Annotated in this window: 20 protein-coding genes; 7 read left to right on the top strand and 13 right to left on the bottom strand. The window is 73.0% G+C overall.

What is annotated here, in order from left to right; all coding sequences use genetic code 11:
- Positions 1-216: 216 nt before the first annotated feature.
- From OG370_RS15625 to OG370_RS15660, 8 genes are all read right to left on the bottom strand, one after another.
- Positions 217-831 carry a hypothetical protein gene (locus tag OG370_RS15625; RefSeq protein ID WP_328464668.1) on the bottom strand — a complete coding sequence of 205 codons (615 nt, stop codon included), beginning with the start codon at positions 829-831 and terminating at the stop codon, positions 217-219.
- A gap of 111 nt (positions 832-942) precedes the next feature.
- A complete protein-coding gene (gene ahcY / locus OG370_RS15630; RefSeq protein WP_328464670.1) occupies positions 943-2,394 on the bottom strand; it encodes an adenosylhomocysteinase in 1,452 nt (483 codons plus the stop codon).
- A gap of 229 nt (positions 2,395-2,623) precedes the next feature.
- Positions 2,624-3,583 (bottom strand): cation diffusion facilitator family transporter, encoded by a 960-nt coding sequence (locus OG370_RS15635; protein ID WP_328464672.1) that lies wholly within the window; start codon positions 3,581-3,583, stop codon positions 2,624-2,626.
- 132 nt (positions 3,584-3,715) lie between these two features.
- Entirely contained in the window at positions 3,716-4,942 is a 1,227-nt protein-coding gene (gene manA, locus OG370_RS15640) for a mannose-6-phosphate isomerase, class I (protein WP_328464674.1), read from the bottom strand.
- 5 nt (positions 4,943-4,947) lie between these two features.
- Complete coding sequence (locus OG370_RS15645; protein ID WP_328474133.1) at positions 4,948-6,087, bottom strand: SIS domain-containing protein; 1,140 nt, start codon at positions 6,085-6,087, stop codon at positions 4,948-4,950.
- A 36-nt stretch (positions 6,088-6,123) separates the two neighbouring features.
- Positions 6,124-6,303: a Trm112 family protein gene (locus OG370_RS15650; RefSeq protein ID WP_328464676.1), complete on the bottom strand. Its 180-nt coding sequence runs from the start codon at positions 6,301-6,303 to the stop codon at positions 6,124-6,126.
- A gap of 248 nt (positions 6,304-6,551) precedes the next feature.
- The gene (locus OG370_RS15655; RefSeq protein WP_328464678.1) at positions 6,552-7,937 is read right to left on the bottom strand and encodes a phosphomannomutase/phosphoglucomutase; all 1,386 of its coding nucleotides are present in this window, start codon (positions 7,935-7,937) and stop codon (positions 6,552-6,554) included.
- Positions 7,938-8,013: 76 nt separating this feature from the next.
- Entirely contained in the window at positions 8,014-8,439 is a 426-nt protein-coding gene (locus OG370_RS15660; protein ID WP_328474135.1) for a DUF3499 domain-containing protein, read from the bottom strand.
- A gap of 338 nt (positions 8,440-8,777) precedes the next feature.
- Here OG370_RS15660 and OG370_RS15665 point away from each other — a divergent pair, with 338 nt between their 5' ends.
- A complete protein-coding gene (locus tag OG370_RS15665; protein WP_328464680.1) occupies positions 8,778-9,230 on the top strand; it encodes a metallopeptidase family protein in 453 nt (150 codons plus the stop codon).
- Positions 9,231-9,391: 161 nt separating this feature from the next.
- On the opposite strand, the gene OG370_RS15670 is transcribed toward OG370_RS15665, so the two are convergent.
- The 3 genes from OG370_RS15670 to OG370_RS15680 form a co-directional block, all read right to left on the bottom strand.
- Complete coding sequence (locus tag OG370_RS15670) at positions 9,392-10,861, bottom strand: DUF5719 family protein (protein WP_328464682.1); 1,470 nt, start codon at positions 10,859-10,861, stop codon at positions 9,392-9,394.
- Entirely contained in the window at positions 10,858-14,865 is a 4,008-nt protein-coding gene (locus OG370_RS15675; RefSeq protein ID WP_328464684.1) for a glycosyltransferase, read from the bottom strand. The genes OG370_RS15670 and OG370_RS15675 overlap by 4 nt, the downstream gene beginning before the upstream one ends.
- Positions 14,866-15,098: 233 nt before the next feature.
- Entirely contained in the window at positions 15,099-15,362 is a 264-nt protein-coding gene (locus OG370_RS15680; RefSeq protein ID WP_031519519.1) for a WhiB family transcriptional regulator, read from the bottom strand.
- Positions 15,363-16,042: 680 nt separating this feature from the next.
- Between OG370_RS15680 and OG370_RS15685 the strand changes: the two genes are divergently transcribed.
- The 3 genes from OG370_RS15685 to OG370_RS15695 are packed head-to-tail and all read left to right on the top strand — an operon-like array spanning position 16,043 to position 18,917.
- Positions 16,043-16,543, top strand: a complete 501-nt coding sequence (locus OG370_RS15685) for a cysteine dioxygenase (RefSeq protein ID WP_328464687.1) — start codon at positions 16,043-16,045, stop codon at positions 16,541-16,543.
- A gap of 50 nt (positions 16,544-16,593) precedes the next feature.
- Entirely contained in the window at positions 16,594-17,550 is a 957-nt protein-coding gene (gene cofD / locus OG370_RS15690) for a 2-phospho-L-lactate transferase (RefSeq protein ID WP_328464689.1), read from the top strand.
- Positions 17,547-18,917, top strand: a complete 1,371-nt coding sequence (locus tag OG370_RS15695; RefSeq protein ID WP_328464691.1) for a coenzyme F420-0:L-glutamate ligase — start codon at positions 17,547-17,549, stop codon at positions 18,915-18,917. Before cofD ends, OG370_RS15695 begins: the two co-directional genes overlap by 4 nt.
- Before the next feature lie 50 nt (positions 18,918-18,967).
- Here the strand turns inward: OG370_RS15695 and OG370_RS15700 are convergent, their stop codons facing one another.
- The gene (locus OG370_RS15700; RefSeq protein WP_443060678.1) at positions 18,968-19,957 is read right to left on the bottom strand and encodes a DNA-3-methyladenine glycosylase family protein; all 990 of its coding nucleotides are present in this window, start codon (positions 19,955-19,957) and stop codon (positions 18,968-18,970) included.
- Between the two features lie 116 nt (positions 19,958-20,073).
- The gene (locus OG370_RS15705) at positions 20,074-21,210 is read right to left on the bottom strand and encodes an NDP-sugar synthase (RefSeq protein WP_328464693.1); all 1,137 of its coding nucleotides are present in this window, start codon (positions 21,208-21,210) and stop codon (positions 20,074-20,076) included.
- Between the two features lie 127 nt (positions 21,211-21,337).
- On the opposite strand from OG370_RS15705, the gene OG370_RS15710 reads away from it, so the two are divergent.
- From OG370_RS15710 to OG370_RS15720, 3 genes are all read left to right on the top strand, one after another.
- Positions 21,338-22,105, top strand: a complete 768-nt coding sequence (locus OG370_RS15710) for a TIGR03089 family protein (RefSeq protein WP_328464695.1) — start codon at positions 21,338-21,340, stop codon at positions 22,103-22,105.
- Positions 22,106-22,300: 195 nt separating this feature from the next.
- Positions 22,301-23,875 (top strand): LCP family protein, encoded by a 1,575-nt coding sequence (locus OG370_RS15715; protein WP_328464697.1) that lies wholly within the window; start codon positions 22,301-22,303, stop codon positions 23,873-23,875.
- A 48-nt stretch (positions 23,876-23,923) separates the two neighbouring features.
- Positions 23,924-25,660: an LCP family protein gene (locus tag OG370_RS15720; RefSeq protein ID WP_328464699.1), complete on the top strand. Its 1,737-nt coding sequence runs from the start codon at positions 23,924-23,926 to the stop codon at positions 25,658-25,660.
- Positions 25,661-26,068 lie beyond the last annotated feature (408 nt).

Raw genomic sequence — 26,068 nt, forward strand, 5'->3', positions numbered from 1 at the left:
CGGGCTTTCCCTTCGTTGTGTTCCAACCTTAGCAGAAGCTTTTCGGTCGGAATTACCACCCGCCTTTCGGAGACACGGATGCCCGACTCAAGATTTCTCTCGACTGGGGGTTGGTGCCTTCGGCAAGCGAAGCGACAAGGTTCTCGCGCGTCATCCCGGACGAGTCCGGCTCGCGACAACCGTTCTAACCTACATCCGACCCAGGCACGCGTCAAATCAGCCGAAGGTGGACGGTGGCGTGTCGAGGTCCTCCAGCTCGATGCCCGGCGCGGCCAGGACCACGTCGCCGGCGAGGTGGACGTCGTACTGATCGCCGGTGGCCAGGTCGTCCACGCGGAAGTTATCCACAGGCAGCAAACCGCTGTCCGTGGAATGTGCTGTCCTTGTGAGGAGCGACCAGGACTGGTCGACGGTGAGCGGTGCGAGGACGGGGGCCTGGAATGACACGAGACGTACGCGGGTGGCCGGCGCGCCCGGTTCGAGGCGGAGCAGCCGGGCGGTGGCGATCAGGAACGCCGGCGATAGACCGGTGAACGCGTGCGCGGGCGCGTTGCCTTCTTGGGCGTACTCGCCGGTCGGGTCTGTTCTGACCCAGGTGACGCCGTCGATCGCGGCTGCGCGGACCTGCCATGCGGCGGCGTGCAGCTCGAGGCGGATGGGACGGCCGAGGTCGTCGATGGTGAGGTCGATCGATCCCGCGTGTGCGCCTTCGGGCGTAGTGGTCTGCGCGGTGTAGCGCCAGCCGGAGGGGCCGGTGGCGCAATGGAAGTGTTCTGCACCCAGGGGAGTGTGGTCATGCGTGTCGTAGAAGGAGTAGCGGCCGCGGGGCATCGTCCGGTTTCGGGGTCTGGCAAGGCCCCCGCCTCGCAGGCGAGACGGGGGCCGGTGCGCGGTGGATCTGTTCGCCGCTGGGTGAGTCGCGCGGGCTCGCGACTACGCCGGTCAGTAGCGGTAGTGGTCCGGCTTGTAGGGGCCCTCGACCTTGACGCCGATGTAGGACGCCTGCTCGGGCCGGAGCGTGGTGAGCCTGACGCCCAACGCGTCCAGGTGGAGGCGGGCGACCTTCTCGTCGAGGTGCTTCGGGAGCACGTAGACGCCGATCGGGTACTCCTCGGGCTTCGTGAACAGCTCGATCTGGGCCAGGGTCTGGTCCGTGAAGGAGTTGGACATCACGAAGGAGGGGTGGCCGGTCGCGTTGCCGAGGTTCAGCAGGCGGCCCTCGGAGAGCACGATCAGCGTCTTGCCCTCGGAGAAGGTCCAGGTGTGGACCTGCGGCTTGACCTCGTCCTTGACGATGCCGGGGATCTTGGCGAGACCGGCCATGTCGATCTCGTTGTCGAAGTGGCCGATGTTGCCGACGATCGCCTGGTGCTTCATCCGGGCCATGTCGGAGGCCATGATGATGTCGCGGTTGCCGGTGGTGGTGACGAAGATGTCGGCGGTCTCGACGACGTCATCGAGGGTGGCGACCTGGTATCCGTCCATCGCGGCCTGCAGCGCGCAGATCGGGTCGATCTCGGTGATGATGACGCGGGCGCCCTGGCCGCGCAGCGACTCGGCACAGCCCTTGCCGACATCGCCGTAGCCGCAGACCACGGCGACCTTGCCGCCGATGAGGACGTCGGTGGCGCGGTTGATGCCGTCAACCAGCGAGTGGCGGCAGCCGTACTTGTTGTCGAACTTCGACTTGGTGACCGCGTCGTTGACGTTGATCGCCGGGAAGAGCAGCGTGCCTTCCTGCTGCATCTCGTACAGGCGGTGGACGCCGGTGGTGGTCTCCTCGGTGACGCCGCGGATCTCGGAGGCCAGTTGGGTCCACTTCTGCGGGCTCGCGGAGATGGTGCGGCGCAGCAGGTCGACGATGTAGCCGTACTCCTCGCTGTCGTCAGCGGCGGTGGCGGGGACAGCGCCGGCCTTCTCGAACTCGACGCCCTTGTGCACCAGGAGCGTGGCGTCACCGCCGTCGTCCAAGATCATGTTGGGGCCGCCGGTGGGGGTGTTCGGCCAGGTCAGAGCCTGCTCCGTGCACCACCAGTACTCTTCGAGGCTTTCGCCCTTCCAGGCGAAGACGGGGACACCCTGCGGGTTGTCCGCGGTGCCCTCGGGGCCTACGGCGATGGCCGCCGCGGCGTGGTCCTGGGTGGAGAAGATGTTGCAGGATGCCCAGCGGACCTGCGCGCCGAGGGCGACGAGGGTCTCGATGAGGACGGCGGTCTGCACCGTCATGTGCAGCGAGCCGGTGATGCGAGCGCCGGCCAGCGGCTGAGCGGCGGCGTACTCGGAGCGCAGGGACATCAGGCCGGGCATCTCGTGCTCGGCGAGGGTGATCTCCTTGCGACCGAACGCGGCAAGGGAGAGGTCCGCGACCTTGAAGTCGGTGGCGGTGGTGGTCATACGGGCTGCTCCTCGTGGTGGTCGAGGTGGACATGGACACGGCGCTGCCGTGCGGCATGGCGTTCCGAGTACTACGGACACACCTGTCCCCTTGTGGCAGCGCAATCCGTCGGAGGCCCTCTCTCCCTCGGCCGGTCGTTGTGCGATGACCGCCCGACCGCCATCAGCAGCGACGTCTGGCTACGTATGAATCTACACCGGACGGCGCTTCTGCCGCAGGGGGTCGCGGTCAGCGGCCGCCGGGGGTCTGGTCGGGGTCGGGGCCCGCCGCGGCGGCGGCCGCGCTGTAGATGTCGGGTTCGAGATAGATGACGCGGGCGATCGGCACTGCGGCGCGGATACGTTCTTCGGCCGCGTCAATGGCGGCGGCGACCTGGACGGCGGTGTCGTCGTGGTCCACGGCGATCTTCGCGGCGACCAGGAGTTCTTCCGGGCCGAGGTGGAGGGTGCGCATGTGGATGACACCGGTGACGGTGTCCCCGTCGGCGATGGCGGTGCGGATGCGGTCGCTGACCTCAGGACCGGCGCCTTCGCCGATCAGCAGGGACTTGGTCTCAGCGGCGAGGACAAGTGCGATGCAGATGAGGAGAGTTCCGATGCACAGGGTGCCGATACCGTCCCAGACGCCGCTGCCGGTGGCGAGGGCGATACCGACGCCGGCCAGGGCGAGGACGAGGCCGATCAGGGCGCCGAAGTCCTCCAGCAGAACGATGGGGAGTTCGGGTGCCTTGGCGCGGCGGATGAACTCGGCCCAGGACAGGTCGCCGCGGGTGTGGTTGGACTCCTTCATCGCGGTACGGAAGGAGGAGCCCTCGGCGAGGATCGCGAAGACCAGGACGCCGACCGGCCAGTACCAGTGATCGACGGGGTGCGGGTGGCTGATCTTCTCGTAGCCCTCGTAGAGGGCGAACATGCCGCCGACGGAGAACAGGACGATCGAGACGAGGAAGGCGTAGACGTAGCGTTCGCGGCCGTAGCCGAAGGGGTGTTCGTCGTTCGCGGCGCGCTTGGCCTTCTTGCCGCCGATGAGGAGGAGCGCCTGGTTGCCGGAGTCGGCCACGGAGTGCACGCCTTCGGCGAGCATCGAGGACGAGCCGCTGAACGCGAAGGCGACGAACTTGGCGACGGCGATCGCGAGGTTGGCGCTGAGGGCCGCGATGATCGCCTTGCTTCCGCCTGACGCGCTCATGGGTGGTGGGTGTCCTTTCGGTCGGCTCGGTCGGCGGGCGCTCGGAACCCGTCGGTTCGGGGGGGGTGCGGACGGGCATTGTCGCAGAGCCCTGTGGCGGTGTCCCGGTCGTCTGGCGGTGCGTCAGGCGGGCTACGCGGTCACGGTCGCCCGGAAGACGGTTCCCTGGCCGGTGAGTTCGGTGCGTTCGCCGGCTGGGACGTAGGCGGATTCGCCCTGGGAGAGGGTGAGGGTGGCGGCAGGAGAGGAGGAGGCGTGGGAGGCGTCGACGGTGCGCAGGCGGATCTCGCCGCTGGTGCACAGCAGGATCTGCGGGGTGCCGGCGGGCAGTGTGCGGGGGTCGGCGCCGGGGGCGAGCAGGTAGCGGGAGAGGCGGAACTCGTCGATGGGGGCCGGGTAGAGCTCCTCGCCGTCGGGCGCGGCCTCAGGACGGAGCACGCCCGGGTCGCCGGCCTCGAAGCGGACGATGCGCAGGAGTTCGGGTACGTCGATGTGCTTGGGGGTGAGGCCGCAGCGCAGGACGTTGTCGGAGTTGGCCATGATCTCGACGCCGAGCCCGTCGAGGTAGGCGTGCGGAACGCCGGCACCGAGGTAGAGGGCTTCGCCGGGCTGGAGGCGTACGTGGTTGAGCAGCATCGCGGCGATGATGCCGCGGTCGCCTGGGAAGCTGTGGGCGGCCTTGGCGTAGGCGGCGTAGGCGGCGGCGTGGGAGGTGCCGGGGGTCGTTGCCAGGCGGGCGGCGGCCTCGGTGGCGGCGCGTACGGTCTCGGCCATGGCGGCGGGGTCCGCGCCGAGGACGGCCGCGAGGACCTCGCGCAGGGCGCGGTCCTCGGGGTGGGCGCGCAGGATGTCGACGTAGGGCGTGAGGGTGGGGACACCCAGGGCGTCGATGAGGTCGGCGCCCTCCGCGGGCCGGCGGAAGCCGCACAGGCCGTCGAAGGGCGACAGCGCGACGATCATCTCGGGCTTGTGGTTGGCGTCCTTGTAGTTGCGCTGCGGGGCGTCCAGGGGAATCCCGCGGGCCTCCTCCTCGGCGTAACCGGCCGCGGCCTGGGCGAGGTCGGGGTGGACCTGGAGGGAGAGGGGCGCGCCGGCGGCGAGGACCTTGAACAGGAAGGGCAGGCGGGGGCCGAAGCGCTTGACGGCTGCTTCGCCGAGTTCCGCGGTGGGGTCCGCGTCGATGACGGCGTCGAGGGCGACGGGGCCCTGGCCGCGGTCGATGCGGGAGGGGGCTCCGGGGTGGGCGCCCATCCACAGTTCGGCTTGGGGCTCGCCGGTGGGCGCGGTGCCGAGGAGTTCGGGGATGGCGGTGGTGGAGCCCCAGGCGTAGGGGCGGATGGTGTTGGTGAGGCGGTTCATTCCGGTCATGGTCTCTCGGTCGAGGCGACAGCCAGGTACGCGGCGGCGAAGTCGGTGAGGGCGAGGAGTTCTGCGGCGGTGTCGAGCGGGCCACCGCCGGGAGCGGTGATCTCGCTGAGCGGGGTGTCGTGGGCGTATGCCTGCTCGCGGGCGGCGGGTGCCGCGGAGCCGGGCTGGTCGGGGGCCTCCTGGAACAGGACGATGCGCAGTCGCAGTTCCTGGGTGTCCTCGACCCGGTCGCGGAAGAAGTCGTCGGGGTCGCCGGCCAGGGTGTGGGCGCCGGCCTGCAGGGGGCCGTGAGCGGTGAGGGCGGCAGGCAGTTCGGCGGCGAGTGCGGGCCGACCGGCGCGGGTGGCGAGGACGGTCGCGAAGCGGCGCGCACCGGCGGCGGCGACCGGGCCCTGGCTCCACAACAGGGGCAGGGAGCCGTCGAGTTCGGCGGCGAGGGTCTTGGCCGGGTTGCTGTAGGTCGCGACGGCCGGGCCGCAGCGGGCGGCGATCGCGTCGAGCCGGTCGGCGACGGCCTGGAGGGCGCTGGTGGATGCGCTGATCAGGCCGATCCGGCCGATGAGGGCCAGCACCGGGGTGAGCAGTGCCCAGAACGCGCCGGTGTCGGTCGTCGCCGGGGCGACGTCGTCGGCGGAGTCGAAGCCGCCGCCCGGACCGGCGAAGGGCAGCGCGATGCCGTGGACCTGTCCGACGGCGTCGGCCAGCGGGGCTCTGGCCGGGGTGACGGCGGCGGCGGTGCAGCCGCGGCGGTACGCCTGCTCGACGAGGTCGGTGAGGCCCTGCTCGGTGCCGTGCTCGCTGAGCAGGAGCAGCAGGTCGAGGGGGCCGGTCCAGCCGGGCAGGGTCCAGCGGGCCTGCGCCGGCGTGGGGCCGGTCGGGGTGAGCAACTGGACCGGGGCCGCACCGGAGCCGAGCGCGGCGAACAGGTCGGCGACGGCGGCGGCCTCGGGACCGCTGCCCGCGATGAGCAGCGCCCGCGGACGGCCGTCGGGCCGCAGTTCGGCCAAGCCCGCTTCCTCGGCGAGGCGCAGGGCGGTGCGCACCCGTGCGCCGGCCGCGGCGACGCCGCGCAGCAGTCCGTGGACGTCGGCGCGGGCGAGCGCGTCGGGGTCCTCCAACAGCGACTCGTCGAACAACACGACCTCCCGGTCGGGTGCGGGTACGGCCTGGGGTCAGGCGGGGCGGCGGGCCTCGTCGACGAGGAGCACGGGGATGTCGTCGCGCACGGGGTAGGCCAGGCCACAGGTGTCGGAGGTGCACAGGAGTTCGGCCGCGGCGTCGTCCTCGCGCAGGGGCGCGTGGCAGGCCGGGCAGGCAAGGATCTCCAGGAGGCTGGGTTCGACGAGCGGCATGGCGGGTCCTCCGTGCGGGTTGCGGCGGTCGTGGGCCGTTGCGGCCTGCGGGTTCAGCCTATCGCCGTGCCCGGTGGCGGGTCGGACCCGCCCGCTTGCCGGCTCCCGTCCGGGCGCGGCCGGGTGCCGGGCGGCCCATCCGGGCCGCGGTACGGCGCCGCCCGGACGCCCGGTCCCTGCCGGCAACCAGCCGAACGGCGCCGCCGTACAGGCCTGTCGGCCCGGCGAGGACAGCGGGGACAGCGCGGTCAGCCGCGGACGATGGCGAGCACCCGGTCGCGCAGGAGCCCGACCGTCGCGGCGTCGCGGGCCTCGACGTTGAGCCGCAGCAGCGGCTCGGTGTTGGACGCGCGCAGGTTGAACCACCAGTCGGGGGTGGAGACGGTCAGGCCGTCGAGTTCGTCGAAGCTGACGCCCTCCTCCGCCGAGAACGCGGCCCGTACGGCGGCGGTGCGGCCGGCCTGGTCGGCGACGGTGCTGTTGATCTCGCCGGAGCCCGCGTAGCGGTCGTAGGAGGCGACGAGGGCGGACAGCGAGCCCTCCTGGGAGCCGAGGGCGGCCAGCAGGTGGAGCGCGGCGAGCATGCCCGTGTCGGCGTTCCAGAACTCGCGGAAGTAGTAGTGCGCGGAGTGCTCGCCACCGAAGACGGCGCCCGTCTGTGCCATCCGCTGCTTGATGAAGGAGTGGCCGACGCGGGTACGCACCGCGGTGCCGCCGTGCTCGGCGATGACCTCGGGCACCGAGCGGGAGGTGATCAGGTTGTGGATGACGGCGGCGCCCGGGTGCTTGGCCAGCTCGCGGGCGGCGACCAGCGCGGTGACGGCCGAGGGGGAGACGGGTTCGCCGCGTTCGTCCACCGCGAAGCAGCGGTCCGCGTCGCCGTCGAAGGCGAGGCCGAGGTCGGCGCCGGTCTCGCGGACCTTCTCCTGGAGGTCGACGAGGTTCTTCGGGTCGAGCGGGTTGGCCTCGTGGTTGGGGAAGGTGCCGTCGAGCTCGAAGTACATCGGCACCAGGTCGATCGGCAGGCCGTCCAGGACGGTCGGCACAGTGTGGCCGCCCATCCCGTTCCCCGCGTCCACGACGACCTTCAGCGGGCGGATGCCGGACAGGTCGACCAGGGAGCGCAGGAAGCCCGCGTAGTCGCCGAGGACGTCGCGGGTGGTGATGGTGCCCGGGGTGGCGGCGCCGGCCGGCAGCCCGGTCGCGGACCACTGCTCGGCCAGGTCGCGGATCTCGGCGAGGCCGGTGTCCTGGCCGACGGGTGCGGCACCGGCCCGGCACATCTTGATGCCGTTGTACCGGGCGGGGTTGTGGCTGGCGGTGAACATCGCGCCGGGCAGGTCGAGACGGCCGCTGGCGAAGTACAGCTCGTCGGTGGAGCACAGGCCGATCTCGGTCACGTCCGCGCCCCTGGAGGCGGCGCCACGCGCGAAGGCGTGGGACAGCCCGGGCGAGGAAGGCCGCATGTCGTGGCCGACGACGACGGCGGTGGCGCCGGTGACCGTGGCGAAAGCGGCGCCGAAGACCTCGGCGAGCGGCTCGTCCCACTGGTCGGGGACGACTCCGCGGATGTCGTACGCCTTGATGATCTGCGACAGGTCGGGTGACGCCGAAGAACCCGATGATTGGGGCACTGCACACCTTTGCGTTACGGTCCCGGGCGGTCCGGTCCGGACAACCTATCCGAGACGCGGTCCGGGGCCGGCGGGCCTACTGGTCCGGTGACCGCAGGACCCGCAGGTGCCCGCGCCGGGCGACCTCCACCGGGTCGATGTCGCGCGCGGTGGCCGCACCGCCCTGGCCGCGTTCGTGCGGGCGGGCCGCTTCCCTGACCGCGTTGGCGAGGGCTTCGAGGTCGTCGCCGCTGGGCCGGACCGGGCCGGTGTCGGTGGCCAGGCGGACGACCTCCCAGCCGCGCGGCGCGGTGAGCCGCTCGGAGTGCTCCGAGCACAGGTCGTAGCAGTGGGGTTCGGCGTACGTGGCCAGCGGGCCGAGCACGGCTGTGGAGTCCGCGTAGACGTACGTCAGTGTCGCGACGGCGGGGCGGCCGCAAGCGGTGCGCGAACAGCGACGTACAGGGCTCACGAGGTTGGACGGTACCGCACTCTTGAGCGGGCCGCGACGACTCTCCGCCAGGTCACCCGGTCGTGTCGCTCGGCGCCGTTCGGGGCCGGCTACGCCGGATGTACGAGGCTGACCTGCGGCAACCGTCGGAGCGCCAGAAGCGGATACCGAGAGTAACGCTCTGGCCGCCGTCGTCACGTGCGTCGGGTTCGCATGCCGGCTGGCGGATATCCGTCACTTCTGTGGCCCGATCCGGTCCCAACGGGAAACGTATCCGGCAGTAACCGGTCACTGTCGCGGTCGCAGACGCGGCTCCCGGCCGGGGCGCGGCTCGCCCGTACGGCGGGCCGGGCGCGGGTGGAGGTGACGCCCTGCTGTGCGTACCCGTCTCGGGGGCTAGGCTCACGCTGATGGACAGTTCGGCCCCCACTCCCCCGCCCCAGCCCGCGCCTCGGCCGCGGCACCGCGACCGCCACGGCCGCGGCATGCGCGGGCCCATCGCGCCCCCGCAGGTGCCGCTCGCGCTCAGCCGGGCCGACGCCTTCGACGACCTGGTGCGCGATGCCGCCGACCGGTTGGAGCGGCGCTGGCCGCAGCTGGCCGACGTGGAGTTCGCCGTGCAGGACGTTCCCTGGCCGCAGGACACTCCGCCGTCCGACGACGACCCGGTGCCGCTCGGGCGGCTGATCGGCGCGGCGAAGGACCGGCCGAGCCGGATCGTGGTCTACCGCCGCCCGGTGGAGATCCGCGCCAAGGGCCGCGACGAGCGGGCGCTGCTGGTGCACGAGATCGTCGTCGAGCAGGTCGCCGAGCTGCTGGGGCTGTCGCCGGAGAACGTCGACCCCAAATACGGCGAGGAGTGAGCGCCGCCTTCACACCCTGGGTGCGAAGGCGGCACGACGGCGCCTGCAACCCTAGGACGCCAGGCGCCCCAGGAGGCCAAGCACCCTAGGCCGTCACGCACCCCCGGAGGCCAGGCGCCCAAGGCGGTCACGCACCCCCGGGAGCCAGGCGCCCCAGGACGCTAGTGCTGAAGGACGCGCAGGTCGGATGCGGCCTGCGGCACGTCGACCATCCCCTGGTCGTCCGGCATCGGCTGGATCGTGAACATCGGCACCCCGTCGAGCGGCAGCGCCAGCATCCGTGACGCGTACAACTGCCCGCCGGACAGCCGCTGCACGGTCACCGCGTAGGAGCCCTTGAGGCCGGAGGGCTCCGGGGGGGCCATGGACAGGGTCGAGCCCGCCTTGACGGTGACCGTCTTGCCGGCCCCGGTGCCCGCGGTGGAGCCCGCCGAGGAGGTGATCTTCACGCTGACGTCCTTGCCGGTGGCGGTCAGGGCGAGCGTGGAGCCCTTGGCGCGGTTGTCGGCGACGGTCGCCTGCCGGTCGATCGGGCTGGTCGCGGGCAGGAAGGCGATCTCCTGCTTGCTGCCCTTGCCGCGGGTGATCCGCAGCGCGGCCACCACCGGTACCGGGGAGTGCGAGGTGCTCGATCCGATGACCAGGGACCCGGCGTCGCCCTTGGTGAGGTCCCCGAGGTCGACGGCCGTGGTCATGCCGCTCCTCACGTGCAGCGTCTCGTGGCCGGCCGGGGTGATCGAGCCGGTGGAGGTGGCGAGCTTCAGCGTCAGGTCGGCGTCGTCGGAGCCGGGCGCATAGGCGATCAGGCGGACGTCGGTGGCGTCGGCGGGGATGCCCGGCATGACGAGGTCGCCGGCGGGCTGGGCGGCGGCCGGCAGCCAGTCGGTGCCGGCCTTGTTGTCGGTGGCCTGCACGGCCGCGCCGACCCGGCCGCTGCGCGCGACGACGTGCACGGTCAGGTCCTGGACCTTGTCGGCGATGAGCGTGGACAGAAGCACCGGCTTGGAGCTGTTGCCCGGGACCGTGATGCCGTCCCCGGTCGAGCCCTTGAGCTGGCCGTCCTTGCCGTACAGGTCGACATCCACCACGGCGGGGGTCTCGTCGGGGTTGACCAGGTGGACGTAGTCCTGGCGGCCGTCCTGGGTGCTGGCACCGGGGAACCAGAACTCGCTGTCGGGGGCGACACACGAGGTGCCGAGCAGGCCGCGGCCGGGGCCGTCGCTCACGACGGTCGTCTGCTGCACGCTCCACCCGGGCGCCAGGGGGCCGTTCGCCGTGCCGATGAGGGCGGGCGAGTCCGACTTGTCGGTGGACGACGTGACGGGCTTGCCGGTGGAGGTGAGCGGCTTGAGCGCCTTGGGTTTGGGGGTGGCCGGCAGCAGCGTGGCGTCGCCGCCGGACGCGCCGGTGCCCGAACCGCTGCCGGGCGGCGTGAAGGACGTGTACGTGGTGTCGGCGAACTCCGACGTCGACGGCTCGGGGCACAGCAGGGTGCTGCGCTGGACCGGCAGGCGCGACGCGGACGCCGCAGGGGCGGTGTGCGAGTCGTCTCCGCCGGTCATCGAGGCCGCGCCGGTCAGGACGGCGAGCGCGACCACGGCACCGGCCAGGGACAGGGTGCTGCGGTTCACCGGTAGTCGCTCCCATCGCGGCGCTGGTCGCCATCTGCGTAGTACGGGGCGGGGTCGGCGTAGCCGGCCTGGTCGGGGTACGGCTGCTGCCCGCCGCCCTGGCCGTCCTGGCCCTGCTGCTGCCCGCCGCCCTGGCCGTCCTGGCCCTGCTGCTGCCCGCCGCCCTGGCCTTCCTGGCCCTGCTGCTCGCCGTACTCCTGCTGCTGCTCGCCGTAGCCCTGTTCGTACGGCGCCTGGCCGTCCTGGGCGGGCTGCTGCGACGCGTAGGGGTCGTAGCCGGGCTGCGCCGGGTAGCCGTAGGAGTCGCCGTACGCCTGCTGGTCGTACGTCCCGGGCTCGGCCGGGTACGGCTGCTGCCCGCCCTCCCAGCCGGGGGCGCCCTGGGCGTAGGACGGGTCCGGGTAGCCGCCTTCTTGGTAGCCGCCTTCTTGGTAGCCGCCCTCCTGGTAGCCGGTCTCCTGGTACGTGTAGCCGTCGGCGCCCTCAGGGGCCGCGTACGGGTCGTAGCCGCCGGCCGGGGCGGGATAGCCGGGCTGCTGGTCGTAACCGGCTTCCTGGGCCTCCTGGGCCTCTTCCCGGGCGGGCGGTACGCGGACCGGCAAGGGTTCGGCGGGGGCGTCCGGGGAATCGGGCTCCTCGACCGACGCGGGGGATGGCGCGGCGGCGGAGGTCGCGGTGGCCCCGTGCGCGGCTTCGGCGGCCTCCGCGTCCGCGGCTGCCTGCAGGCGGCGGGCGCGGCGGCCCTCGCCCGCGGCCTGGCCGGGGATGTCGGCGGTGACGGCGCCCTCCGCGTCGGGCAGGTCGTCGTCGATCTCCTGACGGCGGCCGGGCAGCGCGAGCACGACGACGACGAGCAGCAGGAGCGCCTGGACACCGAGCCAGCCGATGTGGGTGATCGGCTCCTTGTAGGTCACGTCCAGGCGGCCGCCGGTGGCCGGCAGGTCGAAGCCCTGCGCCCAGCCGTCGACCGTGACGGGGGTGAGGGCGGAGCCGTCGAGGGTGGCGTGCCAGCCGGGGCCGGCGGTGTCGGCGATGCGCAGCACCCGGCCGGTCGGGCCGGCGGGCACCTTGGTGTGCGCCTGGATGCGGCCCGAGGGGACGCTGACGGGCTGGGCGCCCTTGCTGGTGATGGTGATGCGGGCGACGTTCTGGTTGACCTGCCACAGCTCGGTGCCGTCCGACTGGCTGAGCCGGGACAGGCCGGGGGTGCTGTCGAGGACGCGGCCGAAGGAGTGGGGCGCGCCCTTGGGGGCCAGGACGTAGCGGACCGCGTATCCGGCGAGCCGGCTGCCCTGGTCGGCGCCGGACCCCGCGACGAGGTTGGCCACCACGGTGTCCAGGGCGTGGTCGTGGGGTGCCTCGGCGGCGAGTTCCGCGTCGCCTATCCGGGCGCCGGAGCCGCGCACGACAGCGTAGTCGACGTGGCCTTCGGTGCCACTGATCACCAGGGTGCGGGGCTGGTCGCTGGTGGTTGCTTCCTCGGCGACGAACGCGGGCACCTGCTGCGGGTTGGCGCGCTTGAGCGGGCCGTCGGCGCCGTCGATGACCCAGGTGAAGGCGGCGAGCAGCGGGGCGGCGACCGCGGCGAAGGCGACCAGGGCGGCGACCGGCTGGCGCCAGCCGAAACCGCTGGCGGCGATCCGCTCGTTGGCGCCCTCGGCGCCGATCGCGGCGGCGGCCAGCAGCGCGAGACCGTAGACCAGGGTGGCGGGACCGGCCCAGTCTTTGCCGTTCTCGATGACGGCGAAGAGCAGGCCGGTCAGGGCGACGGCCCAGGCGGTGACGATGGCGGTGCGGCGGGTGCCGCGCATCAGGGCGGCGAGGGCGGCCAGCACCACACCGATCAGCAGGATGCCGCCGGACGCCTTGGGGCCGCCGGGGCTGAGCAGGAGCAGGTCGAGGCCGGAGGCGGTCTTGGTGGAGTACGCCAGGCCGGCCTCGTTGAGCATGCGCCCGGGGTGCGCGAGCAGGGTCAGCGACCAGGGAGCGAGGAGCACCATCGGGGTGACGACCAGGGCGGCGGAGCGCAGGAGCTGCGGCACCAGTAGCTGCTGCTGTCCGCGCACCAGGCGCCAGGCGATCGCTCCGGCGGCGAGCACCAGGGCGATCGGCCAGGTGACGGGCGTGAACGCGGTGGTGAAGGTGAGCATCAGGGCGAGCACCCAGGTGGCGCGCCAGCCGGGACGGGTGCCGCGCTCGATGGCGGAGTCGCTCAGTTGCAGGCCCGCGGAGGAGATCGCGGCACGCGCCATGAGCGGCAGCAGGATCGCCAGGACGGCGGTGCCCAGGCGGCCGCCGGCCAGCGCGCCGGTCGCGGCCGGCAGGAAGGCGTAGGCGACCGACGCCCAGGCGCGCAGCAGGCGGGACTCGACCAGCGGCCGGGAGGCGAAGTAGGCGGTGACGCCGGCCAGCGGCACGGAGGCGACCAGGAACAGGGTCAAGGTCAGGCCGGTGGAGCCGAACAGCACGGTGGCGAAGAGCGCGAGGACCGCGATGTACGGGGGCGCGGCCTGGGTGCCGCCGTTGCCGAGCGCGTGCCAGGAGCCCGCGTAGGTGTCCCACAGGTCGGAGGCGCCGGGGTCGGCCGGGAGCAGGGCGCCGCCGGCCAGCGCTCCTCCGCCTAGCAGGCCGCGGCAGGCGGCCAGGGAGACGACGAGCAGGACGGCGAAGAGCACCGGCCCCGGTTTGCGGGCGATCCGTTTCAGCCGGCCGAACTGCTCCAGTTCCAGGAAGTCGCCGTCCTCGTCCCCGGGTCCGGACTCGACGGCGCCGCCATGGCGGCCGGCGGCAGCGGTCGCGGCGTCGGCGCGGCCGGCGAAGTTGCTGACGACCTGGTCGACGGTGGCGCGCACGGTCGCGCCGGGCGGCGGGAACAGGGGGCGCAGTTCGGACGGCGGTATGGCGCCGCGGCCTCGGCGGCGGCGGGCGGCGAGTACGCGGCCGGGACGCAGCAGGACGCCGAGCAGGCCGACGATCTCGTCGACGGCCTGGCCGGGCACCTTGCCGACGAGGTAGGCGAGGGTGCGCAGCAGGGTGCCGACGACGATGCGGAGCATGACGTACGGCAGCAGCGGGCCGCGGGTGTTGGCCAGGAGGGTGTAGACGGCGCCGGACTTGTCGACGCGGTGCGGGTTGACCGCGGAGCGGCCGGCGCAGTCGACGGGCCGGCGTTCGCGGGAGGCGGCCTCGGCGTGCCGCATCACCGCGTCGGGGGCGATCAGGACGGTGTGGCCGGCGGCGTGGGCGCGCCAGCAGAAGTCGACGTCGTCGCGCATGAGGGGCAGGCGCCGGTCGAAGCCGCCGAGTTCCTCCCACACGTCGCGGCGCACGAGCATGCCGGCGGAGGAGACGGACAGCACGGGGCGGACCTGGTCGTGCTGGCCCTGGTCCTGCTCGCGGCGCTCCAGGCCGGTCCAGCGGCGTCCGCTGCGGGCGATGGAGACGCCGGTCTCCAGGAGTTGGCGGCGGTCGTACCAGCTGCGCAGCTTGGGGCCGATGATCGCGGCGGACGGCGAGGTCTCGGCGGTGCGCAGCAGCGCGGCCAGCGCCCCGGGGTCGGGTTCGCAGTCGTCGTGCAGCAGCCACAGCCACTGGATCGGGTCGCCTTGCGGCTCGGCGGGCTCGTCGTACGCGTCGTCGTTCCAGGTGCGGCTGACGGGGTCCCAGCCGCTGCGGCGGCGCAGGTAGGGCAGGTCGTCCGCGGTCAGGGGTGTGGTGGAGCGGGCGGCCTCCTCGACGGCGGCGCCGAAGCCGGTGCGGCGGGCGAGGTGCAGCACCCGCTGGTCGCCGAGGGCTTCGGCGAGCAGCCGGGCGGAGTCGTCGGCGCTGCCGGTGTCGGCGGCGACGACGTCCTGGACCGGACGGTCCTGCGCGAGCAGCCCCTGGAGGGCCTTGGGCAGCCAGCGCGCGCCGTCGTGCGCGACGAGCACGGCGGTGACGACATGGCGCGGGAACTCAGGGGTACCGGGCGGATGGACGGCCGGTGCTGGGCTGTTCACGGACATCGAGGTTCGGGCCCCGGTTCGCTGGACTGCGGTGGACGCATCAACCCGCCACTGGCGGGGCATGCATCTCGGACGGCCCCCCACACTAACGGCTCACAACGGCGCGGCCGTCCGGGTGTGGGCACAACAGCGGCCCGCCTGCCGTGCCGGAGGGCGCGGAAGACGGGCCGGATGCGAGGTCCCGGAAGGGCGGGAACCGGGTGGGCGGCGGGGTGCCGGCCGGGGATCGGGGGTCAGACGACGCCCTTCTTCAACCGGCGGCGCTCCCGCTCGGACAGGCCGCCCCAGATGCCGAAGCGCTCGTCGTTGGCGAGGGCGTACTCCAGGCAGTCGGAGCGGACTTCGCAGGCGAGGCAGACCTTCTTCGCCTCGCGGGTGGAGCCGCCCTTCTCGGGGAAAAAGGATTCGGGGTCGGTCTGCGCACACAGCGCGCGCTCCTGCCAGCCGAGTTCCTCGTCGGCCTCTTCAGCCAGCAGCAACTGGAACTGCTCGGTCATGCGCGCCCCTGTCTGTCGTGCTTCCCCGTGATGGTGCCTGGCCGTCGGACCACGTCCGGCGGTCCGGCCGAACGACACGAGTGAAATTACAAGTGTGCCGATCCGGGCCAGTCAAGCCGAGATCTGCTATTGGGCCCGTTATTCACTCCGCTGAACCAAGGAGTGACAGATAGTGTTGATATCGGCCTAAACGACCGCATCCGTCAACCGTGGCCCCCACGGCCAAACGCTCACGTTCCGTCAGACGCTGCGGCGACGGGCGACGTTCCGTCCGTTCGAGTGAAGCGTTGCGGATCACATTTCGATCACAGAAGCACAACGTCATACCGGGATGGCGTGTTCTCCCAGATCCGGAAGGCGATCCGCATCAGATCTGCGCGGATGCGCCACCTCCTATCCGCACCCCGTCGCGCACAAACCTTTCACCACCCGACCCTGCCGGATCAGGTGAAAGCAGTCGGGCATTTCGGACATTCGGTTGACAGGCCGCCGCTCCGACCGCTTTGCTTGCTGTCATGCATGCCGAGCACAACGCGCCCTTCCGGACTCGCCGCCGCGAGTCCTGCTGCGTCGCGCTCGCACAGAGCTGTTGTTGTTCCTCCCGCTGTCGCTGATCCCCTGACCGGCCGCCACGGCCGCCGGCACCTTCCGCATCATGCGCACCCCGAGGAACTCACCCCATGTACTCCGACGTCTCGATCGCCGGTGACCCGCTCGAACTGCCCCACCTGCTCCCGCCGGTGCCCCAACACCCCCGCACCGTCGCGGAGTTCGCCGGGCTCGCCCGCTCCATCGCCGCCGACCGCGCGCAGTGGGCTCCGCAGGTGCGCTACGACGCCACCACCCGTTGGTACGCCCGCCTGCGAACCGGCCCCGGCTACGAGGTGTGGCTGCTGAGCTGGCTGCCCGGACAGGGCAGCGGGCTGCACGACCACGGCCTTTCCAGCGGCGTGCTCACCGTCCTGGACGGCACCTTGCACGAACGCGCGCTGACCGCCCGCGGCGAGACCCGCCGCACCCTGACGCCCGGTCACCAGCGCGTGTTCGCCCCCGGCTACGTCCACGACGTCGTCAACGAGTCGCTGGACGGCGCCGTCAGCCTGCACGTGTACTTCCCCGGGCTGACCGAGATGACCCCGTACGCGTGCACGCCCGGCGCCCGCACGCCCGCACAGGCGTAGCCGGCGGGACGGCCCGGCGTCCCCGGTCGCGGGGCTGACAGACTGGGCCCATGCGAATCGTGGTTCTGGCCGGAGGTATCGGAGGAGCGCGCTTCCTGCGCGGCCTCAAGGCAGCGGCGCCGGAGGCGGACATCACCGTCATCGGCAACACCGGAGACGACATCCACCTGTTCGGGCTGAAGGTCTGTCCCGACCTGGACACCGTCATGTACACCCTGGGCGGCGGCATCCACGAGGAGCAGGGCTGGGGGCGGGCCGACGAGACCTTCGCGGTCAAGGAGGAGCTCGCGGCCTACGGCGTCGGGCCCGAGTGGTTCGGGCTGGGCGACCGGGACTTCGCCACGCACATCGTCCGCAGCCAGATGATCAGCGCCGGCTACCCGCTCAGCGCGGTCACCGAGGCGCTGTGCGCCCGCTGGAAGCCCGGGGTGCGGCTGATCCCGATGTCCGACGACAGGATCGAGACGCACGTGCTCGTCGAGGTCGACGGGGAGCGCAAGGCGATCCACTTCCAGGAGTACTGGGTGCGGTTGCGCGCTTCGGTGCCCGCGCACGCGGTGGTGCCGGTGGGCGCGGAGGGCGCGAAGCCCGCGCCCGGGGTGCTGGAGGCGATCGGCAGCGCCGATGTGATCGTCTTCCCGCCGTCCAACCCGGTGGTCAGCGTCGGCACCATCCTGGCCGTGCCCGGCGTACGGGAGGCCATCGCGGAGGCCGGGGTGCCGGTGGTGGGCCTGTCCCCCATCGTCGGTGACGCGCCGGTGCGCGGGATGGCCGACAAGGTGCTGGCCGCCGTGGGCGTCGAGTCCACCGCGGCGGCGGTGGCGGCGCACTACGGCAGCGGGCTGCTGGACGGGTGGCTCGTCGACACCGTGGACGCGGGCGCCGTCGAGGAGGTCGAGGCGGCCGGCATCCGCTGCCGGGCGGTGCCGTTGCTCATGACGGACCTGGAGGCGACCACGCGGATGGCGCGGGAAGCGCTCGCGTTCGCCGAGGAGGTGCGGGCATGACCGCGCCAGCGCCCCGCTACGAGGTGTTGGGGGTGCCCGGGATCGGCGAGGTGCAGCCGGGTTCCGACATCGCCAAGTTGATCGCCGAGGCCGGCACCGACCTCGCCGACGGCGATGTGCTGCTGGTCACGTCGAAGATCGTCAGCAAGGCCGAGGGGCGCGTGGTGGACGCGGACGACCGCGAGGCCGCGATCGACGCCGAGGCGGTGCGGTTGGTGGCCCGTCGCGGGCCGACCCGGATCGTGGAGACGCGGCACGGCTTCGTGATGGCCGCGGCCGGGGTCGACGCGTCCAACACCCCCGCGGGCACCGTCCTCCTGCTGCCCGAGGACCCCGACGCGTCGGCCCGCGCCATCCGGGACGGGCTGCGCGACGCGCTGGGAGTGCGGGTCGGCGTCATCGTCACCGACACCTTCGGGCGGCCCTGGCGCGAAGGGCTCACCGACGTGGCGATCGGCGCGGCCGGCGTGCGAGTGCTGGACGATCTGCGCGGCGGCCAGGACTCCCACGGCAACCCGCTGAGCGTCACGGTCACCGCGACCGCGGACGAACTGGCCGCGGCCGGCGACCTCGTCAAGGGCAAGGCCACGGGGCTGCCGGTCGCGGTGGTGCGCGGCCTGGGCGGCGTGCTGCTGCCGGCCGAGCCCCCAGCGGATGGCGCCGCGGACGGCAACGGCAGCGGTCAGGACGACGGCGGCGCGGGCGACATCGGGGCGCGGGCGCTGGTCCGGGTCGCCGCCAACGACATGTTCCGGCTCGGCACATCGGAGGCGGTGCGGGAGGCGGTGTCGCTGCGCCGCACCGTACGGGAGTTCGCCGACGCCCCCGTGGACCCCGCGGCCGTACGGCGGGCCGTGGCCCTCGCGGTGACCGCGCCCGCCCCGCACCACACCACGCCCTGGCGGTTCGTGCTGCTGGAGACGCCCCAGGTGCGGGTGCGGCTGCTGGACGCGATGCGCGACGCCTGGGCCGCGGACCTGCGCGGGGACGGCTTCTCGGAGCAGAGCGTCGGCAAGCGGCTGCGGCGCGGCGACTTGCTGCGCAAGGCGCCGTACCTGGTGGTGCCGTGCCTGGTCACCGAGGGCGGCGCACACGCGTACCCGGACGCGCGGCGGGCGACGGCCGAGCGGGAGATGTTCCTGGTCTCCGGTGGCGCCGGCGTGCAGAACTTCCTGGTCGCCCTGGCCGGCGAGCAGTTGGGGTCGGCGTGGGTGTCCTCTGCGCTGTTCTGCCGCGATGTGGTGCGGGAGGTCCTCGACCTGCCGCCCTCCTGGGACCCGCTCGGCACGATCGCGATCGGCCGGCCGGCGGAGGCGCCCGCACCCCGGGCCGAGCGCGCGGCCGAACCGTTCCTCGCGGTGCGCTGACCGCCCCGGGCGGGCGGCGGGCCGTCCCCGTTGGCCGGCCGGTGCAGGCTTCAGTGGTGGCGGGGCGGCGCCATCCGCGGCGCGCGCCGGGGCGGTCCGGGAGCGGCGAGCAGGATCAGCCGGGTGGCGCGGTGCCGCTGCCCTTCGTACGGGGCGAGCAGGCGCAGCATCGTCTCGTCGTCGGAGCGCGGTTCGCCGGTGAGGGCGTAGCCGATGTGATGCGGCAGGTGGAGGTCGCCGACGGTGACGGCGTCGGGGGCGCCATGGCTGCGCTGGAGGGTTTCCGCGGCCGTCCACGGCCCGATGCCGGGGACCGTACGGAGCAGGGCGGCGGCGTCCTCGGCCGGGCGGTCGGCGAGGGAGTCCAGGCGGGCGCCGAGGCGGACCGCGCGCAGGACGGCGGAGGCCCGCTTGTTGTCGACGCCGGCGCCGCGCCAGTCCCACGACGGCACCCGGGCCCAGCCGCGCGGGTCCGGCATGACCCGCATGCCGCGCGGGATGTCGGCGCCCTGCGGCCCCGGGGCGGCCTCGCCGTGCTGGAGCAGGAGCAGCCGCCAGGCGCGGTACGCCTCGATCGTGGTGACCTTCTGCTCCAGTACGGACGGGATCAGCGATTCCAGCACAAGGCCGGTGCGGGTCAGCCGCAGTCCGGGGTGCCGCCGGTGGGCGGCGTGCACGATGCGGTGCCGCGGTACGAAGGCGGACGGGTCGTCGTCGGCGCCGAGGAGCGCGGGGAGGCCGTCGAGCAGCCACTGGGCGCCCGGGCCCCAGGCCGTGCCCTCGATCGCGGCCGGGCTGCCGGTCAGTCGCAGGGTGCCGGGACCGGCGGGGGTACGGCTGGCCCGCCACACCGTGCCGTCGGGGGCGATGCGGAAGGCGGGGTCGCCGCCGCCACGGCGCAGCGGCATGAGGGTGCGGCGTACGTCGAGCGGGGCCGGGGGCACCCACGTACGCGTACGGCCCGGCGCCGGGGAGGGCGGCTGCGTCGGGGCGGTCGCCTGCGCGGCGGCCGCCCGCGGGGGCGCGGTCTCTTCGGGCACCCCGGAAGGGTATAGCGCGCCGCCGGGGAGCCCCGCCGCGAACGTCACGGTTCGCCCCGGGCCGGCCCCGGCGGCCGCTTGCCGTGTCGGGTCGCCTTGTCGGGCTACTGGTCGGGCTACTGGTCGGAGGAGAAGCGGATGCCGGCCGCGGGAAGGCGGGCGTCGCACCAGACGCGGGCGCCGCGGAGGAGTTCGTTGTCGGCGCCGACGTCGGCGTTGTCGCCGATCACCGCGCCGACGAGGACCGTACGGGAGCCGACGCGGGCGTTGGCGCCGACGAGGCTGTCGCGGATCACCGCGCCGGGGGCGATGTGGGCGCCGGACAGGATGGCGCTGCCCTCGACGAGGGCGCCGGAGCCGATGACGGCGCCGGGGGCGACACAGGTGCCGCCGAAGAGTTTGGCGTCGTCGGCGACGACCGCGCCGGGCAGGACGAGGTGTTCGCCGCGGCGGCCGGGGACGGCGGGCGAGGGGGCGAGGCCGAGGACGAGATCGGCGGAGCCGCGTACGAAGGCTTCCGGGGTGCCGAGGTCGAGCCAGTAGGTGGAGTCGACCATGCCGTGCAGGTGGGCGCCGTCGGCGAGCAGTCCGGGGAAGGTCTCGCGTTCGACGGAGACCGGGCGCCCGGCGGGAATCGCGTCGAGCAGGGCGCGGGTGAAGACGTAGGCGCCGGCGTTGATCTGGTCGGTGACGATCTCCTCGGGCGTCTGCGGCTTCTCGAGGAACGCGGTGACACGGCCGTCGGGGTCGGTGGGGACCAGGCCGAAGGCACGCGGGTCGTCGACGCGGGTGAGGTGCAGCGACACGTCGGCGCGGTGGGTGCGGTGGGCGGTGACGAGGGCGCGGATGTCCAGGCCGGTGAGGATGTCGCCGTTGAAGACGAGGACCGGTTCATCGGGCGCGGAGTGCAGCCGGTGGGCGACGTTGCGCAGGGCGCCGCCGGTGCCGAGCGGATCGGTCTCGGTGACGTACTCCAGGTGCAGGCCGAGCGCGGAGCCGTCGCCGAAGTGCGGTTCGAAGACCTCGGCCAGGTAGGACGTGGCCATCACGATGTGCTCGACACCGGCGGCGCGGGCCCGGGCCAGCTGGTGGGTGAGGAACGGGACCCCCGCGGCCGGGACCATCGGCTTGGGGGTGTGTACGGTGAGCGGGCGCAGTCTGGTGCCCTTGCCGCCGACCAGCAGGATCGCCTCGGTGGCGGGACGTTGGGTCGGATCGGCTGTACCGGCCGCGGAGGCGGGGTGTGCTCGCATGGGAACGATAGTGGCATAAGCGGTAAACCCGATAAACCATCATCTGATAACTCGTCAACCGTTTCGCCACCCCGTCCGACGGGCGCACCGCGCGGCGCCGCGGATCTTCCCAGGTAGCCTGACCGGCGTGACCTCCAGCGCACTGACTCCCGCCGGACTGCTCGCCGACGCGCTGCGCGCCGACCCGGGCCGCCCGTTGATCACGTTCTACGACGATGCGACCGGTGAGCGGGTCGAGTTGTCGGTGGCAACGTTCGCCAACTGGGTGGCGAAGACCGCGAACCTGCTCCAGGACGGCCTCGGCGCCGAGCCCGGCGACCGGGTGGCGCTGCTGCTCCCCGCGCACTGGCAGACCGCGGTGTGGCTGCTGGCCGCGTTCTCCACCGGCGTGGTCGCGGTGCCCGGCGGCGACCCCGCGGACGCGGACCTGGTGGTGAGCGGCCCGGACACGCTGGCGGAGGCGGAGAGCTGCGGCGGCGAGCGGATGGCGCTGGCGCTGCGGCCGCTCGGCGGGCGGTTCCCGCAGCCGCCGCGGGGGTTCGCGGACTACGCGGTCGAAGTGCCGGGCCAGGGCGACCGGTTCGTGCCGTACGTGCCGGTGGGTCCGGAGGACCCGGCGCTCGAACTCCCGGGCGGCGAGGTGCTGACCGGCGGCGAGGTGGTGGCCAGGGCGCGTTCCGAGGCCGACGTGCTGGAGCTGTCACCTGGCTCGCGGCTGCTGTCCGGGCTGCCGTACGACGGCTGGAACGGCCTGGCCGCGGGCCTGTTGGCGCCGCTCGCCGCCGAGTCCTCCGTCGTCCTGTGCCGCCACCTCGACCAGTTGCCGGCCGACGGGCTGGCCCGCCGCAAGGACGCGGAGCGGGTCACCCACACGGCAGTGCCGGACACCGTCTGAGCGCCCGCTGATCGCGCGGGTGTCGATCCTGCATGAGAACTTCCTCAACTCCCGCACATAATGGGTGCCCTGGGCAACCCTTGAGGCGTTTCGACAGTCTGAACGAATGCCGTGCGGGTACTCGGGTCCGATCCCCCGGCGACTGATGACGCCCGGCGCGATCCGCCGGGCCCCTGACCGAGGGACGGGCACGACGTGACCACGCCAGCAGAGCCACCGCAGGACGACTCCGCCGCCGACGCGGCGGACGGCTCCGCGACGGAGGCGGCCGACGCAGCGGACGAGAGCGACACGGACTCCGAGGGCCCCGACGCGGACGACGGCTCCGACGCCGACAAGGGTTCGGATACGGGCGAGATCTCGGACACGGGCGAGGACGCGCCGGGTTCGGCAACCGCGCCCGTCGCCGAGCCGACCGCCGAGGGCACCGCGGACTCCCCGAAAGAGCCGGGCCCCCCGGACGTACCGAACGCCCCCGAGATACCCGACATATCGAACTCGGCGACCGCCGAGGACTCCCCCGGCACCCCGGAGACGGCAGTCGCCGCGGCCGAGGCGGATACCCCCGCCGCCCCCGCCCCCAGGCGCCGCTTCCGCTGGCTGAAGGTCGTCGCGATCAGTACCGCCGTCCTCGTGCTGGCCTGCGCGGGTGGCGTCTGGTACGTCTACCAGCAGCTCAACGGCAACATCACCACCGACACGGTGACCGAGAACGAGCTGAGGGCGCAGGCGTCGCAGCGCCCGCCCGAGGGCCCCGCCTCGACCGAGAACATCCTGCTGATCGGCTCGGACATCCGCAACGGCGCCAACGCGAAGTACGGCAAGGACAGCGGGCAGCGCTCGGACACCACGATCCTGCTGCACCTGTCGGCCGACCGCAGCAACGCCACCGCGTTGAGCATCCCGCGCGACCTGATGATGCACGTGCCGAAGTGCACCAAGCCCGACGGCAGCACGGTCAGCCCGGCGTTCGAACAGTTCAACTGGGCCTTCCAGTTCGGCGGCGCGGCCTGCACGATCCGCGCGGTCGAGGAGCTGACCGGGGTGCGGGTCGACCACCACCTGATCGTGGACTTCAGCGGCTTCAAGAACATGGTGAACGCGGTCGACGGCGTCGAGATCTGCACGCCGGAGCCGATCGACGACAGCTACTCGCGCCTCCACCTGTCCGCCGGCAAGCACAAGCTCAACGGCGAGCAGGCGCTGGGCTACGTACGGGTCCGGCACGGCATCGGTGACGGCAGCGACACCGAACGGATCAGCCGCCAGCAGGACTTCCTCGCGTCGCTGATCAAGAAAGTGCAGAGCAACGGGGTGCTGCTCAACCCGGGGAAGGTGTACCCGCTGCTGAACGCGGCCACCCACTCGCTGACCGCCGACCCCGGCCTCAACTCGCTCAGCGAGCTGTACTCGCTCGCGCAGCGCCTGCAGAAGATCCCCACCGGCGCGATCCACTTCGTCACCACGCCCGTCGAGCAGTACGTCAAAGACCGCAACCGCGACCAGCTGGTGCAGCCCGACGCCGACAACCTCTTCGCCGCGGTGCGCGCCGACCAGCCGGTGCGGGTGAGCGACGACGGCAAGAGCAGCGGTTCCCACGGCAGTTCCAGCGGCGGCTCCAGCACGGCCCCGGGCACCCCCGACCCGTCCGGAACCCCGTCGGGCACCACCTCGGGCCCCCCGTCGAACACGCCCTCGGGCACCCCTTCGAACACCTTGACGTTCAAGGGGACGACGGCCGACCGAGACATCTGCGGCGGAGGCCGATGAACTAAGGTAGGGCGCTCCGGCCACTGCGGATGGAGGTCCCGAGCGACCGTGGACACGCAAGGCTCCGGGTACGTCGACCCGGCGGACCAGTGGGTGCTCGACCCGGTCACGGGCACCTACCAACTGCGGCTGGAACCGGCCGAGTCGGCGGACCCGCCCGCAACCGGCTCCGTATCTCCGCAGGAAGCGCCGGCCGCCTCCGCCGCTCAGGCCGCTCCCGTGGCGCCCGCCGCCGTACCGCCGCCCGCCACTGCGCCCGCCACCCCGCGCGCCCCGGGCAGCCGCCGGGCCCCCTCCGGCCGGGGCGCCCGGCGCGCGCACGGGGCCGCGAGCGGAACCGCGACCGGGGGCGCCCCGAGCCGCCGCAAGCCCAAGCAGCGCAGGAGCAAGGCGATGCTGTGGACGGCCGGCACCATCGGCCTCGCGGTCGTCGCCGGCGGGATCGGCGGCTACGTCGCCTTCCACCGCTCCGGCACCGTGGTCCACGCCGTGGACGTCGGCAACGCGGGCAGCGCGGCCTTCTCCACCACCGGGCAGATGAACGTACTGGTGCTGGGCACCGACAGCCGGGCCGGCCTCGGCCACGAGCACGGCACCGCGGCCGCGACCGGGCAGGCCGACACCGCGGTGCTGCTGCACCTGTCGGCCGACCGCAGCAACGCCACCGCGGTGAGCATCCCGCCCAACCTGGTCACCGATGTGCCCGAGTGCCCGGTGGGCGACACGGTGGTGAAGGGCGCGAGCGGGCAGCGGTTCTCCACGGTGCTCGCCGGGCGCGACCCCGGCTGCGCGATGCGGCTGGTCACGCAGCTCACCGGGGTGCGGGTGGACCACTTCCTGATGGTGGACTTCGCGGCGGTGCGGAAGCTGACCACGGCGCTCGGCGGCGTGGAGATGTGCCTCAAGGAGCCGCTGCGCGACCCGGCGTCCGGTCTGTCGCTGGGCGCGGGCAAGCAGAAGGTGGCCGGCGCGCAGGCGCTGGCGCTGGTGCGCGCCGAGCGGGAACTGCCCGGCTCGTCGGGTGTGCCCGCCGGCGGCGACCTGGCCAGGGTGCAGGTGCAGGAGCAGTTCCTGGCCGCGCTGTTCCGTACCGCCACCTCGGGCGCGACCCTGACCGATCCGAAGAAGCTCACCGCGCTGGCCACCACGGCGGCGAGCCTGCTGACCGTGGACACCCCCATCGGCAGCGTCAGCGCACTGGACGACCTGGCCGGGGAGTTCGGCAAGGTCGACGGGAAGCACTTCACGTTCGCCGAGTTGCCGGTGAAGGACAACCCGGCCGACGGCACCCACCACACGGTCGTCCTCGACAAGGCGAAGTCGACGCAGCTGTTCGACGTGGTCAAGCAGGACATCTCGCTGTCGCGCGGCCCGGTCAGGACCGACCCCAAGCTCGTCGGCGCCAAGGCCACCCCGCACGACACGCGGGTGACGGTCTACAACGGCACCGGCACCTTCGGCGCCTCCCAGGACGTGCTCGCCTGGCTGCAGAACGACGAGGGCGTCAACCGCTCCGCCAACGGCGGCGACTCCTCGCAGCACCCCGCGAAGACGACCCTGCGGTACGCCCCCAACCAGGCCGACCAGGCCCGCTCGCTCGCCGCGATGATGGGCCTGCCCGCCTCGGCCCTGATCGAGGGCACCAAGGACGTGCCGCCGCTCACGTACATGTCGCTCACCCTGGGCGCGGACTACACCGCGCCCGGCACCCCCATCGGGTTGCCCGCCACCCCGCCCAAGGGCCTGAAGTCGATCACCGCGGACGACACCACCTGCGTGGGATAGGTCACACTCCCGATTGTCCGGTGATCACCCATGTGTCCGGTCCCGCAACCCCGTTGACGGCGACGCGGCGAGCCGGCGGGCGTTTCGGGTGCCCGGTGCCCATGGGCTCCGGAGGACCGGTGTGAAAGCATCACCCGACATCGGCAGCGTTACGCCGACCGTCGGCGTCGGCCGCGAGGGCGCGGCCTCGCCGGTGGTGGGGGATGTGCGGTGCCCGCGGTACACGAAGTGCCCGCTGGTCGCGTCCGGCCGGCGCACACGGTGTGTACGGTGCGTCACGCGCGCGGCCGCCCGGGGGGACCAGGCGGCGCGGCGCACGGCGTGAGAGGTCACAGCAAGTCACAGGCACCGGGTTGCAACTATGGCCGGTGCCTGACCGTCTGACATGAGGACGGTCTGAAAAGACGG

It is taken from the genome of Streptomyces sp. NBC_00448, from assembly GCF_036014115.1.
GTDB lineage: Bacteria > Actinomycetota > Actinomycetes > Streptomycetales > Streptomycetaceae > Actinacidiphila.